We start from the raw sequence: 17456 nt of genomic DNA on the forward strand, positions 1-17456 counted from the left end.
TGTTTATTAATATAGTTCCTGGAAACGTTAATATCTTCAATATCTTTCATCATAGATTTTTATACTTAGAACAAAGCCTACTGATACCATGTTAATCAACAGCGAGGTGCCTCCATAGCTGATAAAAGGAAGAGTGATTCCCGTAATCGGCATGATACCCATCAGCATCCCGATGTTTTCGAAAACCTGAAACAAAAACATAGCGGAAATCCCACCAATGATGTAAATACCTGTTTGGCTGCGAATGCTAAGTGCGATAGTGATCATTCGATAAATGAGAACAAAATAAAGGAAGAGCAACCGTTAGGTGCAGCTGAATCGTCGGATATCATATTAGAAGATCATATTTATCTGCACTAGAGGCAATCGGCCCAACGAGAATAGAAATAAGGCGTGATCATCCGATCCGCCTTATTCTTTCAGTAATATTAAAATTCGGGTTACTTATCGGTTGTATCCGAAACGTGTTCCTGCTAATGAACGCCATACGTCTTCGCATTTCAACAGAGTCTCGGCATCCAGCGGTTGCCCCTCAATCGACGCAATATTCTGCTCGATTTGGGCTAATCGGCTTACTCCAGAAATGATACTCGTCACGGATTCTTGCGCGGCGCACCACTTCATCGCCAGTTGCAGGATACTCAATCCACATTCCGCAGCAATTTGAGTAAGCTTGTCTACTGCAGCAAAATTCTCATCTGACCAATACCTGTTAAAGTATGTTTCATTATTGGCAAATCGAGTATTTTCCGCAGGCTGACCCGGCTTATGTTTACCGGCCAGTAACCCCCCGGCAATAGGGTTATAGATGACCATGCCCACGTCATGTGCTTTTAAAAAAGGAACGAGTTCTGTTTCTATGCCGCGGGTAATAGGGTTATAGACATTCTGAGTGATTATGGGTGCGATATAATTGCGTTTGTCACAGATAGATAACATATCAGCGACTTGCCAAGCGGCATAGTTGCTGACACCAATATATCGAATTTTCCCCACTTTTACCAAAGTAGACATCGTTTCAAGTGATTCTTCGATGGTTGTATCGTTGTCTGGCGCATGCATATAGTAGATGTCGATATAATCAGTATCCAATCGCATTAAGCTAGCATCAACAGCAGATAGAATATTTCGGCGACTTAATCCCGCGTTATTAGGGTTTTTACCCATAGAACCGCGTACCTTTGTCGCAAGAATAATCTCATCACGCCTCCCTTTGAGACCTTTGCCGACAATCTTTTCGCTTTCACCCTGATTATACGAGTTTGCAGTATCAAAAAAATTAATGCCATGCTCAAATGAGTAATCCATGATTTTAAGACTATCAGCTTCGCTTGTTTGCCCTCCGAACATCATGGTTCCAAGACTTATCTTGGAAACTTTAAGACTTGTTTTTGACAAGTTATTATACAGCATAGGATAGCCTCCTTCATTTATAATCGATTTTAGAATACACCATATCCAGTGTTCCAAAAAGTAGTGATATTATTGTTACTTAGTTACTTTAACTTAACTAATTTGCCCGTCGTACAGTGAAGGGTTACAGCGCGTCACACCATTCGGTTTTACAACTATTGTTCCCCCGTAGCATTAACCATTTAAAATTTAGTCCTTTCTACCCTCCGTAGTGAATGAGATAAAGTTCTTATTATAAATCGGGTAACGAAAAAGCAGTGGCTATCTAGTCTGCAACCCTACAGTAACAAAGGAAATATTACTCCGCCAAAGATCTAATCTAATTATCCATAAAAAACAATATAAATAAATGAAATAATCCATGGGAGAATTGGGGAATTTATTCTTATAGGGGGAGGTATATGGAGGAATTCATTCAAGTTTTAATAAGAACATTTGCGGCATTTATTATTATTATGATCGTTGCTAGGATATTGGGAAAACAAACAATCTCACAAATGACTTATCATGATTTTGTAGCCGCAATAACATTAGGAGCAATTACTGGAAATTTGGCATTTAACACAAAATTAAATCATTGGAATCTTTTAGCCTCCCTATTGTTATTCAGTGGTATTGCATTTATCGTCACATTCATCTCATTAAAAAGCAGGAAGTCAAGGAAATGGCTGTCTGGCCGGCCCACAATTGTTATTGAAAATGGAAAAATTCTGGAAGATAATCTAAAAAAACTGCATCTTACATTGGATACTTTGAATCAAGAATTACGGGAGAAGGATATTTTTGATATACAGGAAGTTGAATTCGCGGTTCTTGAGTTAAATGGAAGATTATCCGTATTAAAAAAACCTGAATTTCGCCAGGTTCTAATGAAGGATATACCCAGATTTAATGGACAAAAAGAGACGAAAACGACATTTCCAGTTGAACTGATCATGGATGGTATAATGGTTCATGAAAATTTAGAACAAAATCAGATCTCCGAATCTTGGATAAATAATGAATTAAAAAAAAGAAAATTGACTCTAACAGAAGTATGCTACGCCGTAAAGGGGACGAACGGCAAATTATATTTCGATTTATATATTGATAAAATTAAAAATCCAATAAATAGGGAGTAATACGTAATAATTTAAAATGAATATGGTATTCTATTATTCTGCCCTCTAGCTTAATGAGAAATGGAGCAGCTGCCCTGATGGCAACTGCTCCATGAATTGATTTAACTAAATACTCTCGTTAGTTAGCTAGAATTTATAGATAATTAATTTGCCATGAGACTCCAAAACGGTCATTCAGCCAACCAAACTTTTTACTGAACCCATAATTACCTAATGGCATGAGAGCTTGTCCACCTTCATTAAGTTTCCCATAAAGCTCATCAATTTCTTCTTCCGTATTACAAGCAACATAAATCGAAAACGAAGGTGTAAAGGAAAATGCATGTTTAACATTACTGTCAATACACATAAACTCCTGCCCTTTTAATGTAAAAGTAGCCTGCATGATGGTTCCTTCATCTCCAGCTTCATTAGGACCATACCTAACAAGTTTTGTAATTTCAGAATCCTCAATAAGCGAAGTATAGAAACTCATCGCTTCTTCTGCCTTGCCATCTTGAAACATTAAGAAAGGTATTACTTTCTCCATTTCATACTCCTCCTTTACTTCTAATGCATCATATTATATCCAATCTTCAACTAAACTCCCAACAATTGAAAAGACAGCCGATCTCATTTGATTAGCTGTCTTCCCAAGTTGTTCACAATAGAGTATTAGAAGTCACATTTTGACTCTTTAAGAGTTACCGATACCGTAAAATTAAAGTGATCCCTTTATTACCCCTTTTTAATGGCTTTGATTATTGCCGACTGAATATAGTTTTCTATGTCAGCCCCTGGCACCCAATCCTTAATAAATTCCCGAGAATCATCTTTAGGTTCAACAACAATGCTTTGAAATCCGCTTCTTTGCAGGTATACCATTACTTCATCAATTGTAGAGGCACCTGATACGCAGCTAGCGAGTGAATGAAGGTCACTTTTTAACTCTTCTGGAAGTTCGGAAGTCATTACTACATCTGAAATAGCCAAGCGTCCGCCTGGTTTTAATACACGAAAAGCTTCACTGAATACTTGCTCTTTATCCGGTGACAAATTAATAACACAGTTTGAAATAATAACATCAATTGAATCATTCTGTATCGGCAAATGCTCAATTTCACCGAGACGAAACTCTACATTTTCATATCCATGACTCTGAGCATTTTGACGTGCACGACTAACCATTTCTGGCGTCATATCAACTCCGTATACTTTACCCGTTTCTCCAACTTGTCTAGAAGCTAAAAAAACATCAAACCCGGCACCACTGCCCAAATCCAGGACAACTTCTCCCGCTTTTAGTGACGCTATTGCTTGAGGATTTCCACATCCTAAACCGAGATTTGCACCATTTGGAACAACGTTTAGTTCCTCAGTGGAGTAACCTAATTTGGAGGAAACCTCATCAGGAGTGTTACAACAGCTTGTTGTTAGTGAAGTGGAGGAGCAACAACTTGCATTAGGATTGCTCTCAACGGCAATCTGTTTATAGCGATTGCGAACATGTTGACGTACCTCATCATTTTGAACCTGACTCATGAGTCATCTCTCCTTTGTTATATCAAAAAATATTGATTAATACTTGATTTAAAAACCCACCTAAGTGGGCTACGAGCAACATCCGCTTGATAGATTTTCGCTTTTTCGGAAAATACAGCATAATTCTGGTGAAAGCAATCGGTTAACCTCTGCATGGTTTAATTCATAATAACTCCAAGTTCCTTTGGTCTCTTTCGTGATTAGATTAGCATCAAGCAATATTTTCAGATGGTATGATAATTTTGACTGTGGCATGTTAACTATCTCAACCAAATCACAAACGCAGACACTGCCTTTTTGAGTAAGCTCATACATGATTTGCAATCGTTTCTGATCTGCTAAAGCTTTAAACTGGAGTTCGTATTTCGAAAAATCAACTTGGCTCTCCACACTCGAAAAAATAGGAATCTCTTTCATCATTTTTAACTCCTCTTTAGCAACAAGCTGGGCAGCAGGCTGTAAGAGTTCAACATCGCAGCCGCTTTCTTAAATCAATTTTATTTGATGAAATAATCTTAACATATAATAATTGGAAAATTCAAGGATTAAATCAAATTATTTTGATTTAATCATTTATAGTTTACAAAACCTTAACTTTAATATATAACTGAATAATTATATAATCATTTACGAATCTCATAAGGCTTGCATGTGCGAATTTAAAGGAGCGTGTAACTTTGCCCGATATTGAACAATTATCTGAGGTGTGTAAGCTGCTGGGGGACAAAATGAGATTAACGATTCTCTCTTTGCTCAAAGAACGTGAACTATGTGTTTACGAGCTTGTTGAACTCTTACAAACCAGTCAGCCCAATGTGAGTCAGCACATGCGAAAACTGAAGGCCGGCGGTTTAGTAAAAGAAGCCAAAAAAGGCCAATGGGTTTTTTATTCGCTAAACATGGAGGATAAACCCTTTTTGAACGAATTTTTTCAGCACCTGCCATCTCAAAAAGAAAAAGTAGATGCCATATCTTGTGCAGATCTAAACTGTTGTGATTAGGAGAAACCATGACTTACATTGCGATACTTATTTTTCTTATTACGTTAACTTTTGTTATTTGGCAGCCTAAGGGTCTTAACATTGGATGGTCATCTTCTGCTGGCGCTATCCTAGCTCTCTTCTTCCAAGTCGTGTCTTTCCACGATGTACTGACAGTTACATCCATCGTTTGGAATGCTACACTCGCTTTTGTCGCGATTATTCTCATTTCCCTAATCTTGGACAATATCGGATTTTTCGAATGGGCAGCCCTACACATGGCGCGAATTGCGAAAGGCAATGGAAGACTCATGTTTGTTTATGTCATTTTGTTAGGCGCGGCAGTTGCCGCATTTTTCGCCAATGACGGAGCCGCTTTAATTCTTACTCCGATTGTACTGGCAATGGTTCGAGCGTTGAAGCTCCCGGATAAAATGATTCTCCCCTTCATTATGGCAAGTGGTTTCATTGCAGATACAACTTCTTTGCCTTTGATTGTCAGCAATTTAGTGAACATCGTATCCGCGGACTTCTTTGGTATTGACTTTGTCACCTATGCAAGCCGCATGATTGTCCCAAGCCTATTTTCTTTAGCGGCGAGTTTGGTTGTTTTGTTCGTTTTTTTCAGAAAGGACATCCCTACGAGTTACGATATGAAACAATTAAGGCAACCTTCAAATGCCATCAAAGATCATAAGCTTTTCCGAATGTCATGGGTTATCCTTGGCATCCTTCTGGTCGCCTATGTAATTAGCGGTTTTATTAAAATCCCTGTTTCGATTATCGCAGGCGTCGTAGCACTGATTTTCATTTTAATGGCTAGATCCAGTAAGGTGATTGAAACGAAACAAGTGATCAAAGATGCTCCTTGGGCTGTCGTCATATTCTCTATCGGCATGTATGTCGTTGTTTATGGCCTCAAAAACGCCGGCCTAACCGATGCCCTGGGAAAAGTCGTTGAGAACTTAGCAGGACAAGGATTATTTGCTGCAACTGTGGGAATTGGCTTCTTGTCGGCTATTTTAGCCTCCATCATGAATAACATGCCCACAGTTATGATTGATGCTCTGGCCATCAAAGGTACACATACAGACGGTATTATTCGAGAAGCATTGGTTTATGCCAACGTTGTCGGAAGCGATCTTGGACCTAAAATCACACCGATTGGGTCACTCGCAACCCTTTTATGGTTACATGTTCTATCTACAAAAGGTGTAAAAATCACATGGGGCACTTATTTTAAGACAGGTATTGTTCTTACTGTTCCAACGCTCTTGATTACTCTTTCAGGGCTTTATTTATGGCTTCATGTCATTCATACAACAAGTATGAATATCTGGTTGTTCATTGTTGCGATTGCAGTCATTGTGGTGGTCGCCGCGTTGATCATAAAAACAAAAGGAGAAATAAAACCATGGAGAACAAAAAACCGTTAGTATATTTTCTTTGCACAGGAAACTCATGCCGCAGCCAGATCGCTGATGGATATTTGAAAGCTTTAGGCGGGGAGAAATACGAAGTGAAAAGTGCTGGCTTGGAAGCCCATGGATTAAATCCACGCGCAGTAGCAACGATGAATGAAGACGGCATCGACATCTCAAACCATACTTCGGATGTGATTGATACCGAGATTCTAGGCCGCGCCGATTACATTATTACATTGTGTGGTCATGCTGACGAGCACTGCCCTGTTGTCCGTAATGATAATGCTCAAAGATGGCACTGGGGTTTTGAGGATCCTGCCAAAGCAACTGGGACGGAAGAAGAAATCACCGCAAAATTCCGTGAAGTGCGTGAATCCATTAAGAGCCGGATCGAACAATTTGTGAAAGAAGGTAAGTAAGATCCTTTATACAGGCAATGGGGTGTCCGTTGGGTTAGCATAACCCTTCTTGTAGGTGTTATCAATAATGGTTCTAATTTCTTTAAGGGATTTGCCTTCCTGTTTCATCTTGACGGCCTCAACTGCAATTTGTAAACACACACCACATCGGGTTCCGTGATCATCCCAAACAACTGAACCATCTGAATTTACTTCTTTAATAAAACAGTTCATATTACTTTTATGGCCCGAACTTTCTCCACATCCACAGTAGCAGGGTATCCATTTTATAATAGCTGTCGATTTACCAGCTATTTGATAGACCATTTGAATTTCTTCTCTCTGTGAACTAAGAAAAGTCGGCAAAACGTCAGTTGATGCCGTTTTCTCTTGCGTATCATTATGTACATGAGCTTGGCTTTCGGAATGTTCCTCGTTAGAAACTTTTTGTTTAGATCCACAGGCCGAAAGTGTTAGTGAGACCGCAGTTAATAGAATCATAAATTTATATTTCAATATAGACACCTCTATAGTATTAGTCATAACTAATATATCACAGGCAAAATAAAAGTCACAGTTCACTAAGGGAGAGGTTGCCTAATAATTGAATCGATTTGAGGGCATGCTAAAATTGTCTGTACATTTACCTTAAGGAGATCATGAAAGTGAACAAATCCAGAGCATTAGAAATCGCCTCATCCCCAGAAATGGCGCATGTGACCTATAATGAAATTCCAATTTACATCCAAACGGTTGATGAAAAAAACGAGACGGCCATGGTCTACACACTCGATCAGCCAGAACTGGAGCAAGAAGTTCCTCTAATCAATTTAATCGAGCATTAAAAATTCTTTCTGATAAACAACATGGCTTACTTCTAAACTTAGGCAAAAAGGGCTGTCTCTTATGGAGACAGCCCTTTTTCAGTGCATTATAAAGAATTTCTCAAAATCTTTTTTACGTCTTCTTTTGTAAGAGGAACATAGCTCCCAATTTGATCGGCGAGCATAGCCCTTTCCGTCATCAGTTCAATTTCCTTGTCATCGATTCCATAGTCCGACAGCTTGGTAGGGGCACCGATGGATTCCCAAAAATTCTTGAGAGACTGGATCGTTTCCACTGCCAGTTGTGCATCCGTTTTTCCAGTACGCTCCAAATCGAATACTCGAACTCCTAGCTGTGCGACTTTCTCCGGACGCACGGTCGCGACATGTTCCATCCAATGCGGGGCAATTATCGCGATCCCCCCGCCATGTGGGATGTCATGGACTGCTGATACGGCATGTTCGATAAGATGAGTCGACCAGTCCGGGCTGACACCCATTGCAGTAAGTCCATTTAAAGCCAGTGTGCCATTTAATAACATGACTTCGCGATACTCGTAATTGTTCAAATCGTTCACGAGCTTAGGCGCAGTCTCAATGACGGTGCGAAGAATTGCTTCACCGATTCTTTCTTGAAGAGGTGCATAGCTCGAACCATGAAAATATTGTTCAAAGACATGGGACATGATATCAACGCTGCCGTATACCGTTTGATCCCGAGGCACAGAAAATGTAAGCTCTGGATCTAAAACACTGAATCTTGGAAGTACATAACTGGAATTAAAAAATGCCTTCGTATTCGTTTCCCAATTCGTAATGACGGAATTTCCGTTCATCTCCGATCCCGTTCCCGCTATCGTTATAACTGTGCCAAGTGGTACAGAATTAGAAGGCGCGTTCACCTTACTAGTCACAATATCCCATACGTTACCATCGTATGGTACGCCTGCGGCAATCGCTTTAGCACAATCAATAACGCTACCGCCGCCGACTGCAAGAATAAAATCAAGCTGATTTTCTCTGATAAGGTTAATCCCTTTCTGAACGGTTGTAAGTCTTGGATTCGGTTCAACTCCTCCTAGCTCAATGACAACAGCGCCGATTTCCTTCAGTTCATTGATAACCTTATCATAAAGTCCAATTTTTTTTATGCTTCCGCCACCGTACACTAGCAAGATGCGCTTGCCATAAGCAGGGATTTCTTTTCTTAGGCTGCTTACTTGTCCTTTTCCAAAAAATAGCTTAGTCGTGTTTTGAAATTCAAAGTTTTGCATTCTCGTTATCCTTCTCTCATTAAATTTTGTTTATTTTATGATCGCTACAGATGACTAATTAGAAGCTTCATTTACAATTTTATACACATACCTCCTCAAATTAATATCTATATATTGCAAAATATCAATTTGTTAAAACAAAAAAATTTACACTTTGCAAATTGTCAATATGATGACTTAAAAGAAAATTGAATTCCAAACGAATTCAATTTTCTGAGTAAATAATGAAGCTATTTCTGAAGGAACCGACCAATATCGTTAATCGCATCTTCATTCCTCTTGTAGTAGGTCCATTTCCCTATACGTGTAGCGTGAACCAGTCCTGCTCTTTGAAGCATTGAGAGATATTGCGAAGCCGTAGATTGATTCATATTTAACTTTTCAGTAATTTGACTTACACATACCCCAACTGCGATAAGGTCAGCCCCTTCCTGGGGAGAAAAATGTGTTGTTGGATCTTTCAACCATTCTAAAATTTGAATGCGCGCTTCATTGGAAAGTGCCTTAAAAATCTCAATTGAGTTGGTCATGTCGTTTATTATATATTATAAATTTGCAATATGTCAATTCATTAATCAAACTACTTTAACATAACATTACGTCAATATTTGAAGAAACCATTTAATACATTATACAGAATGTTTATTTGAATTCTTTATTTTCCAACATAATTAGTTGTGATTTAGAGGAATGTGCGGTTTGTTTTGTATAATGAACGAGATTAATAATGTCTTGATAAGCTTGTTTAGCCCCGGTAACCAATAACGGTACGCCTAAAAAATCAATCTTTAGCCATCGTGACAGCATCCCACCACATGTCATTGAAAAAGGCACAGTTGGAGACGTATTGGATAAAATAATTTTTTCTTTTAGGACCCCATTCTCAATCAACATATCAATCATATTAAAAATGCCGGGAACTAGGATTTTAGATCTGCCTCTCCCCATTGTATAGACCTTATTGCCGTCCTCATCCTTCCCGTGGAAGTATAGCTTTCCTCTGTCCTGGTACACCAATTTATTGAAATTATGTGTATTCAATATTTCATTTTCCGTGGGCTTGCGAGTTTCGTCCAATTTCTTCAGATGATACGCTGCAGCCAAAGCTGTAGTATGTGTACCCCCGAAATCATTATAAATAAATATCATGAGTAACCCACCTCTTTTTCATTAATATCATTATCTCCATTAATGAAAAAAACAATCGAGCCAAGTCCGCGGTTTTACACAACTCGATCAGTCATATAGGCAGGAACCTAAGAAGAGACCACCGCATATCTTTAATTATCATTCAAGTCAAGTTTGGAGGAGAGATAGATGCATTGGCTCAGCATTTTGGGAATCGGTCTCGCAGCGAATTTAGATAATCTTGGAATTGGGTTTTCATTTGGTGCTCGCTCGACCAAAATTCCCTTTAGTTCCAATCTGCTTATTGCCATTCTGTCCATAATATCTGCTTACGCTTCAATTGCATTTGGGCATCTCGTTGCTAATTATATACCGCCTGCTTTTGCAAACTGGATTGGTGGGTCTATGATTATATTAGTTGGTTTATGGGGCATAAAAACAAATATGAAAGAAATCAGCACGATTGGACCGGTTGAAACATCAAGTGAATTGGCAAACCTACTTAAGAATCCCAATAAGGTGGACCGTAATGGTGATAATATTATTTCGTGGACAGAGTCTTGGACACTTGGGGTAGCTCTCGCTCTTAACTGTATAGCTAGTGGATTTAGTGCTGGTATTACTGGCGTATCCGCTCTAGGAACAACTTTATCGATCGGAATGTTTTCACTACTGACAGTTGCATTAGGTGTCCATGTTGGAAATCAAATCGCTCAAACATGGTTTGGCCGGTATTCAAACGCAATTGGAGGTCTTATTTTAATTTGCATTGGTATTTACGAAATTGTTGTCTGATGGAATTGCAGCGTGGTGAGTTGTTACCTGAACATTCGACTGCAGACACTATCTTCGGATGTTCTAGAAGCATCTCTACGCAACTAAGTCGTATAAATCAAGCTCAGGTTGTCGGCGATCACACCTCCAGAGTAAGCTCCCAAGACAATTCCCGCATTAAGCCGGCGATATTAAGTGCGGAAGCCATATCCTTACTTTCCGGTGGGAAACGCCCGGCGAGCAAGACTACATAGGATTTCAGACCGCGATGGCTTTGGGAATCCCGTTCCCCTAACATATTCGGAAATTTCGGTTGACAGGTATTCGTAATGACAATTAGAGCAGTTGCCGAAGCGATCTGCTCTGATTAAAGTTCCCATTGCACACCATCGTCTTACTTCATTAAAAGTTCGTTAATAAAAAAATAAACAGCCCCAGAAAAAACTAAAAGAAAGAAAATAATAGCCAGCGGGAGAAGTCCATCCATTTTTTGTTCGTATTTGTTTCTTTGTGAACTATTCATTTTAATTCACTCCTTGGTAATTAAACTTTTTTATAGTCATTGTTAAAATTTACTATTTGCATTATCAAGCTCATCTTTACGGATGAGAAAAGCTCCTCCTATGGCGATAAGCAAAGGACTTGCTACAATCGCACTACAGAGCAAAATAAAAGATATCAAAGCTGCCAATTGGTCCATCTCCTTTCAACTTTTTATGACATGAACCGTAATTCTGATTACTATCATAAAATTGAAATGGATGCATGTAACCAACCAATCACTCATTTTTTATGCCATCCACTAATGGTCCTTGTTCACAGAATGCTAACTGATAAAAACGAAAACATCGATTAATTTTCGTAGATAAATGGTATTATATATGTAAAATTTGTGCGGTTTGATTGAATATTCAAGGGGATATTAAGATGTGGAAACCTGATCGGAATAGTAAAAAAGCTCTTTACGAGCAAATTGCCGACCATCTAGAGCAAAGAATTTCATATGGGGAATTTCCTCCCGGCAGTTATCTGCCATCTGAGCGAAAGCTTGCTGAACAATTTGAAGTGAACCGCAGCACCGTCATTTCTGCTTTCGCCGAACTTCGATCCCTTGGGATTATCGAAAGCCGTACTGGCAGCGGAACTCAGGTAAGTACATCCAAATGGGGAGCTACTCCGAAGCATACTCCAAACTGGAGTCGGTTTGCCGAAGGAGGAAACTTTCTTCCGAACCTGCCCTTTTTGCGAAGGATCCGCGAAGCGTTAGCTCAAAATCCATCGCTGATTGATTTTGCGAGTCCTGAACTATCTGCAGATTTAGCACCCACAGATGAAATAGCTACATTAATGAGTAGAAACGCATATACATCCTATATGGGGTACGATAACCCTCAGGGTTCTACTCTATTAAGAGAAGCATTAGTAGAATTTCTGAACAATTATCGAAGCATTCCGACAACGGAATCCTCCATTCTTATCACATCGGGATCCCAGCAATCGTTATATTTAATCACTCAATGCCTGCTGTCACCTGGTGATGCAGTTGCTATTGAAGATCCTTCCTACTGCTATTCGCTGCCTATGTTTCAATCAGCTGGACTTCGATTGTTCCGCCTTCCGGTAGACAATCATGGCATAGAGCCAGAAGATATTCGCGCTTTATACAAAAAACATCGAATAAAGATGGTGTTCTTGAATCCGAGCTACCAGAACCCAACTGGTACGGTACTAAGTGAAGAAAGACGCAAACGTCTTCTTGATATCATTAGTGAATTAGGACTTCCTGTTGTGGAAGATGATCCGTATAGCTTAACATCTTTTGAAGGTGTCCCTCCTTTGCCACTCAAATCAATGGATACTACGGGCTCAATTCTATATATTGGCTCATTCTCCAAGATCGCAGCCCCCGGTTTACGGATAGGATGGATGGTAGCGCCTCGTTCCATTGTGGAACGACTAGCCGATGCTAGACAACAGATGGATTTTGGATTAAGCATCATTCCTCAGCTGGTAGCGGGACAATTTTTACAGTCATCTTATTTAGATCCCCATTTGGAGCGATTGCGTATCCAACTACAATTTAAACGGGATTTGCTTATCGAAGCACTGGAGAAGGAGCTTTCAGGTCTAATCGAATACGCGGCGCCAGAAGGAGGATTACATTTTTGGTGCAAATTGATCCCCAATATTCCGGACGCTAAATTGTTGGAAGAATCAATTAAGAAAGGAATTATATTTGTTCCCGGGAGTGTGTATGGTTCAGATTCGGGTTACGTGCGGTTTACATTCGCCAGAACGAAGCCGGAGGAGATTCACCTGGGGATAGCCAGATTTGCAAGGGCAATACGCGAGTTAAGTGAATGAAACTCATACCAAACAGGACTTTACAAAGGGAAAAAAGACGGTGTTTACTCTCGGAAAGTGGGAGTAAATACCGTCTTTTTCTATAGTGGTAAGGTATTTCCTGTAGTTATTGATACAGCCGTACATTTACCACCTACATTCAACAAATGTTTACTGCCCTCAACTTTCTTCCTGTTTTCTTTAAAATGGATTTTTAACTAATATGGGTTTAGATAATCTTTTATCTATGATTTTAACAAGCATGATAAGAAATAAGGCTAAAAAAACATAGTACATCTGATCCCACCATACGAGACTGTGAAGGATTCCAATCTTTATAAGAACTTGATTTACTATGTAAATAAATAAACCTGTTAGAATATATTTTATCCACTTCATTTTCCAATTGATTTTAACTATTAAGCAATAAATAAGGCTTGCACACAAATAGTAAATTGCTGAGAAGGCGATAGAGTCGCGACCCACATCTTCAAACCATCCAGGACGGTAGAAGCGATTCATGAAAAAGAGCATCGGAAGAATATGGGCACTCGCAGAAATGGAGCCAGTAATTAAATAAAGCATCAAATTGTGTTTGAATCCTATTGAAGGATGCAATATCCATTTATAAAAGATCTTGGCCAAACCAAAATACATGAGAAGACCTAATCCGGTATATTCTAATCTCCACCAGTGATGTGTATAGATATGGAGCTTTAAAAATAACCATTCAATCCCTACAAAGTATCCTGAAAAAAAGACGATCCAAAGCCAGTTTAAATGGAAAGTTGCTATCAAGGTTGCTATGACCGGTAAGGATAATGCGTTTGAGAAAAATGCTCCCAACTCACTATCATAAAAAGCATTATGCTTGATAATATTTGGCTTATAGTCATAGCTTCCTAAGAAATTAAAAATCATGGTCTCGATGATATAACCATACCCAACCATTGTTAAATAAAGAAACAGCGTTTGCGTGTTTCTTTTTTTTAATATTATAAAACAAAAAATCAGTGTGCTTGAAATAAGTAGAGCAAAAAACCAAAAAGAATTATGCACATCGTTCACTCCGATAATAGCCGAATACAAAAAATATGTTTTTCTAACATTTTTTATTATTGAAGATTCCCTGATTTATATACCTCTGTTGTTGAACTAACGTTCTGCGTTAGAAAACAAAGATAATCGTTAAATTCACATGAATTGGAAATACTACCTTGGCATCATCTCAAAACAATACAGTGAGGGCATGTTCATGGATAACTTTAATAATTTAAATAATAACTATCGGCGTTTCAAAGCGCATGTAAGTATTTTCGGGACAACCCAATTTCATTTGCGAAATCCGTATATTATGGCGTGGTGGTCGGCAGCTTTTCCTGGATTTGGGCACCTTTTGTTAAGTAAATACTTACGAGGATTGGTCCTTTTCATTTGGGAAGTGGTTGTTAATTACAATGCCAAAATCAATTTAGCTATGATTCATACATTTTGTGGAGATATTGAACTAGCTAAACAAACCTTGGATTCCAGATGGTTGTTAATGTATATTCCCGTTTATCTTTTTGCCATTTGGGACAGTTATCGGACTGCGGTCGACATGAACAAGGTGTATTTGCTCGCGGCACAAGAAAACGCTCCTTTTAATTCTTTCAGTCTAGGAGCACTAGAAATCAACTATTTGGACAAACGTAGTCCGATCATGTCTGTTTTTTGGTCGATATTTATGCCGGGACTTGGACATTTGCATATTCACCGTATTTTAGTAGCATTTTTTTCAATTACTTGGACAATTGTGTTCTTGTATTTTTCACATTTGCTCGAAGCCGTCCAGCTTCTTTTCTATGGTAAAATCCAAAATGCAACAGAAATATTGGACAAACAATGGCTGTTATATATGCCTTCCATGTGGGGGTTTTCTATTTTTGACTCCTATATCAATACCGTAGAAAATAACAAATTGTTCGAGAAAGAACAACAAGATTTCCTTGCCAAAAATTATCAAAACGTAGGATTCAAGGTTAAAAAAGGAAAGGTGGTGAGCTAATGTTGCAAATTTTCTCCACCTTTGAGCATTCAACATATCTAGAGTTAGCTATCAATGAGTTGGAAAAAAGCGGTGTGACCAAAGAAAACATTTTCGCTGTCCCTTTAACTAATCAAAAAGTGGAACGGAGAATTTTTGACTCCATTCATAATTCAGATGGGGTTTCACTAATAAGCACAGGAGCAGCATTGGGCACGGGATTTTCTGTCGTTGGAGCAAGTCTTGGATTTAAATTACAATGGGGGCCAATTTACTGGGGACTTATTGGAGCAGTAGGAGGATTTTTATTGGGATTTCTTATAGATCTTTTTATATATAAAGTAATAAAAAGGCGTAAGCAACTTCTGCGCGGGAAAAACGGGGAGGTTATCTTAATCGTGGAATGTGAAGATAACCAAGCAGATCGTATTGAAAATATCCTCTGGCATCACTTGGCATTAGGAATTGCAAGAGTTCAATGTTAACTAACGGTACAATGAAATACTTACTACATACACCGACTTGATAAATAATTGCTTCCTTCCAATGAAAACCACAGTATGCTATTGAAAATATTTCTCAAGCTATCGCGGTTAGGCCAAATAAGATCCTCTTGTTCTCTTGGCATCACATACCACCCAAATCTTGATTGAGATTATTAAAAATTAACATAAACGTTGATATGTTCTACTGTTGGTTATAAAAAGCTCACCAAATAAGAATAAAAGAATAAATTATAACAGAATTACATGCAAAGGAGGTTAATGTGATGTGTCACAAGCAAATATTCCTAATATATCACCTAATATTACTGTAACGCGAGATGATGCGATCAATTTATTGCTTTCGTCGATAGCCATGGAAGAGCTTGGTTTAAGCCATATACTCAATGCGGAAGGTGAAAAGCTCCAATATGTACTCGGAACATTACCTGGATTGACAGGACCGCCTGCGACAATCAGTGATATATTATTAATAAATGAAAGTGTAAAAAGTACAATTAATGCGGTATCTAGAAAAGAATTCCTTCTACAATCCAAGTTGGAAAGCATTCTTGAGACCCCTATCTCTGTAGGAGCCACAGGCCCTGCGGGTCCTACAGGCCCTACTGGCGGACCCGCGGTTGGTCCGACAGGTCCAACCGGAGCGCAGGGAGTTGCAGGAGCGACTGGTGCAACTGGTGCCGCAGGGGCAACGGGCGCAACGGGAACCGCTGGAGCGACAGGCGCAACGGGGACTGCTGGAGCCACTGGCGCGACGGGGGCCGCTGGAGCCACTGGCGCAACGGGGACTGCTGGAGCCACTGGCGCGACAGGGGCCGCTGGAGCAACAGGCGCAACGGGGACTGCTGGAGCAACAGGCGCAACAGGCACCGCTGGAGCGACAGGCGCAACGGGCACCGCTGGAGCGACAGGCGCAACGGGCGCAACAGGAACAGCGGCAGTATCAAATTTTGCTGATTTTTTTGCGCTGATGCCTCCTGATAATGCAGCAACCGTTGCTCCCGGTGCCGACATAAGCTTTCCCCAAAATGGTCCTACAAGCGGGACTACAATTACTCGTACGGGTCCCAGTTCATTTAACTTAGCAGCGATTGGGACTTATATGGTCTTATTTCAAATAAGTGTAACGGAGGCTGGTCAATGGATTTTAACCCTCAATGGCACTGAATTAGCTACTACGGTGGCTGGTCGGGCGACAGGTACTTCGCAAATAACAGGCATGAGTATTTTGCAAACAACAGTCATCAATTCCATCATCACTGTAAGGAACCCCGCGGGTAATTCCACGGCTCTAACCATAACTCCTGTTGCAGGAGGAACAATGCCTGTTTCCGCACATCTCGTCATTACACAATTGTCTTAGTGATCATGAAAAGTCGGTTTCCATCCTGGGAACCGGCTTTTGTTCGTTCAATATGTGCTCACTCATGTTTATGCAACATCCTTTCATTTTATTTTATCTCCTTTGTTATCTTTTACAAACATCAATAGAAATTTCTCAAAGAATCCTAGACACATATAACACCACTTGTCGAGTGATTGATCCTAATTCCTTTATGCCTATTTTTTCCATAAATAGATCTTAGTCTAGCTACATATGGCTAGTAGTCCATCCCGAAATTAAACTATCAACGTACAATAAACCATCTCTATAGGGAGGTGTCATTATTGAGCTGCTTTGATGATAAGAAACGGTGTAAAAAGAAAACAGTAATTGTTTGCCCTCC

21 protein-coding genes and 1 pseudogene are annotated in these 17456 nt (G+C 39.5%); 10 read left to right on the top strand and 12 right to left on the bottom strand.

Going from position 1 to position 17456, the window contains the following annotated elements:
* Positions 1-36: 36 nt before the first annotated feature.
* Both ACUN27_RS26000 and ACUN27_RS26005 read right to left on the bottom strand, forming a co-directional pair.
* Positions 37-300, bottom strand: a pseudogene (locus ACUN27_RS26000) (FtsW/RodA/SpoVE family cell cycle protein); the annotation flags it as partial.
* Positions 301-444: 144 nt separating this feature from the next.
* The gene (locus ACUN27_RS26005) at positions 445-1413 is read right to left on the bottom strand and encodes an aldo/keto reductase (protein ID WP_445559776.1); all 969 of its coding nucleotides are present in this window, start codon (positions 1411-1413) and stop codon (positions 445-447) included.
* A gap of 401 nt (positions 1414-1814) precedes the next feature.
* On the opposite strand from ACUN27_RS26005, the gene ACUN27_RS26010 reads away from it, so the two are divergent.
* Positions 1815-2534, top strand: a complete 720-nt coding sequence (locus ACUN27_RS26010) for a DUF421 domain-containing protein (protein WP_315954668.1) — start codon at positions 1815-1817, stop codon at positions 2532-2534.
* A gap of 133 nt (positions 2535-2667) precedes the next feature.
* Here the strand turns inward: ACUN27_RS26010 and ACUN27_RS26015 are convergent, their stop codons facing one another.
* From ACUN27_RS26015 to ACUN27_RS26025, 3 genes are all read right to left on the bottom strand, one after another.
* A complete protein-coding gene (locus tag ACUN27_RS26015; protein ID WP_315954669.1) occupies positions 2668-3063 on the bottom strand; it encodes a VOC family protein in 396 nt (131 codons plus the stop codon).
* A 188-nt stretch (positions 3064-3251) separates the two neighbouring features.
* On the bottom strand, positions 3252-4055 hold the full coding sequence (locus tag ACUN27_RS26020) for an arsenite methyltransferase (protein WP_315954671.1): 804 nt from the start codon (positions 4053-4055) through the stop codon (positions 3252-3254).
* Positions 4056-4124: 69 nt separating this feature from the next.
* The gene (locus tag ACUN27_RS26025) at positions 4125-4472 is read right to left on the bottom strand and encodes an ArsR/SmtB family transcription factor (protein ID WP_445560665.1); all 348 of its coding nucleotides are present in this window, start codon (positions 4470-4472) and stop codon (positions 4125-4127) included.
* A gap of 260 nt (positions 4473-4732) precedes the next feature.
* Between ACUN27_RS26025 and ACUN27_RS26030 the strand changes: the two genes are divergently transcribed.
* Genes ACUN27_RS26030 through arsC form a run of 3 tightly spaced genes read left to right on the top strand, consistent with a single transcriptional unit; the run spans position 4733 to position 6878 of the window.
* Complete coding sequence (locus ACUN27_RS26030; protein WP_315954672.1) at positions 4733-5056, top strand: ArsR/SmtB family transcription factor; 324 nt, start codon at positions 4733-4735, stop codon at positions 5054-5056.
* 8 nt (positions 5057-5064) lie between these two features.
* Entirely contained in the window at positions 5065-6471 is a 1407-nt protein-coding gene (locus ACUN27_RS26035) for an arsenic transporter (RefSeq protein WP_445559777.1), read from the top strand.
* Positions 6450-6878 (top strand): arsenate reductase (thioredoxin), encoded by a 429-nt coding sequence (gene arsC, locus ACUN27_RS26040; RefSeq protein ID WP_445559778.1) that lies wholly within the window; start codon positions 6450-6452, stop codon positions 6876-6878. Before ACUN27_RS26035 ends, arsC begins: the two co-directional genes overlap by 22 nt.
* 6 nt (positions 6879-6884) lie before the next feature.
* Here arsC and ACUN27_RS26045 read toward each other — a convergent pair whose 3' ends face one another.
* Positions 6885-7373: a PCYCGC motif-containing (lipo)protein gene (locus ACUN27_RS26045; protein WP_445559779.1), complete on the bottom strand. Its 489-nt coding sequence runs from the start codon at positions 7371-7373 to the stop codon at positions 6885-6887.
* Between the two features lie 149 nt (positions 7374-7522).
* Here ACUN27_RS26045 and ACUN27_RS26050 point away from each other — a divergent pair, with 149 nt between their 5' ends.
* Complete coding sequence (locus ACUN27_RS26050) at positions 7523-7702, top strand: H-type small acid-soluble spore protein (protein ID WP_315954676.1); 180 nt, start codon at positions 7523-7525, stop codon at positions 7700-7702.
* A gap of 86 nt (positions 7703-7788) precedes the next feature.
* Here the strand turns inward: ACUN27_RS26050 and ACUN27_RS26055 are convergent, their stop codons facing one another.
* The 3 genes from ACUN27_RS26055 to ACUN27_RS26065 all read right to left on the bottom strand — a co-directional run bounded on the left by ACUN27_RS26055 (position 7789) and on the right by ACUN27_RS26065 (position 10104).
* Complete coding sequence (locus ACUN27_RS26055; RefSeq protein WP_326063289.1) at positions 7789-8955, bottom strand: iron-containing alcohol dehydrogenase; 1167 nt, start codon at positions 8953-8955, stop codon at positions 7789-7791.
* A gap of 230 nt (positions 8956-9185) precedes the next feature.
* Complete coding sequence (locus ACUN27_RS26060) at positions 9186-9485, bottom strand: ArsR/SmtB family transcription factor (RefSeq protein ID WP_326063287.1); 300 nt, start codon at positions 9483-9485, stop codon at positions 9186-9188.
* Between the two features lie 112 nt (positions 9486-9597).
* Positions 9598-10104: a DUF3189 family protein gene (locus tag ACUN27_RS26065; RefSeq protein WP_315954677.1), complete on the bottom strand. Its 507-nt coding sequence runs from the start codon at positions 10102-10104 to the stop codon at positions 9598-9600.
* Positions 10105-10272: 168 nt separating this feature from the next.
* On the opposite strand from ACUN27_RS26065, the gene ACUN27_RS26070 reads away from it, so the two are divergent.
* Positions 10273-10878 (top strand): manganese efflux pump, encoded by a 606-nt coding sequence (locus tag ACUN27_RS26070; protein WP_315954678.1) that lies wholly within the window; start codon positions 10273-10275, stop codon positions 10876-10878.
* Between the two features lie 373 nt (positions 10879-11251).
* Here ACUN27_RS26070 and ACUN27_RS26075 read toward each other — a convergent pair whose 3' ends face one another.
* Both ACUN27_RS26075 and ACUN27_RS26080 read right to left on the bottom strand, forming a co-directional pair.
* A complete protein-coding gene (locus tag ACUN27_RS26075) occupies positions 11252-11380 on the bottom strand; it encodes a hypothetical protein (RefSeq protein ID WP_326063286.1) in 129 nt (42 codons plus the stop codon).
* A gap of 42 nt (positions 11381-11422) precedes the next feature.
* Positions 11423-11548: a hypothetical protein gene (locus tag ACUN27_RS26080; RefSeq protein ID WP_315954679.1), complete on the bottom strand. Its 126-nt coding sequence runs from the start codon at positions 11546-11548 to the stop codon at positions 11423-11425.
* 236 nt (positions 11549-11784) lie between these two features.
* Between ACUN27_RS26080 and pdxR the strand changes: the two genes are divergently transcribed.
* The gene (gene pdxR, locus ACUN27_RS26085; protein ID WP_315954680.1) at positions 11785-13221 is read left to right on the top strand and encodes a MocR-like pyridoxine biosynthesis transcription factor PdxR; all 1437 of its coding nucleotides are present in this window, start codon (positions 11785-11787) and stop codon (positions 13219-13221) included.
* Positions 13222-13401: 180 nt separating this feature from the next.
* Here the strand turns inward: pdxR and ACUN27_RS26090 are convergent, their stop codons facing one another.
* On the bottom strand, positions 13402-14268 hold the full coding sequence (locus ACUN27_RS26090; RefSeq protein ID WP_445559780.1) for a hypothetical protein: 867 nt from the start codon (positions 14266-14268) through the stop codon (positions 13402-13404).
* A gap of 187 nt (positions 14269-14455) precedes the next feature.
* Here ACUN27_RS26090 and ACUN27_RS26095 point away from each other — a divergent pair, with 187 nt between their 5' ends.
* The 3 genes from ACUN27_RS26095 (at position 14456) to ACUN27_RS26105 (ending at position 17092) form a co-directional block, all read left to right on the top strand.
* Positions 14456-15247 carry a hypothetical protein gene (locus tag ACUN27_RS26095; protein WP_315954682.1) on the top strand — a complete coding sequence of 264 codons (792 nt, stop codon included), beginning with the start codon at positions 14456-14458 and terminating at the stop codon, positions 15245-15247.
* 2 nt (positions 15248-15249) lie between these two features.
* A complete protein-coding gene (locus tag ACUN27_RS26100) occupies positions 15250-15711 on the top strand; it encodes a hypothetical protein (protein WP_315954881.1) in 462 nt (153 codons plus the stop codon).
* Between the two features lie 286 nt (positions 15712-15997).
* The gene (locus ACUN27_RS26105) at positions 15998-17092 is read left to right on the top strand and encodes a collagen-like triple helix repeat-containing protein (RefSeq protein ID WP_445559781.1); all 1095 of its coding nucleotides are present in this window, start codon (positions 15998-16000) and stop codon (positions 17090-17092) included.
* Positions 17093-17456 lie beyond the last annotated feature (364 nt).

The sequence above is a fragment of the Paenibacillus sp. WC2504 genome (genome assembly GCF_052682475.1).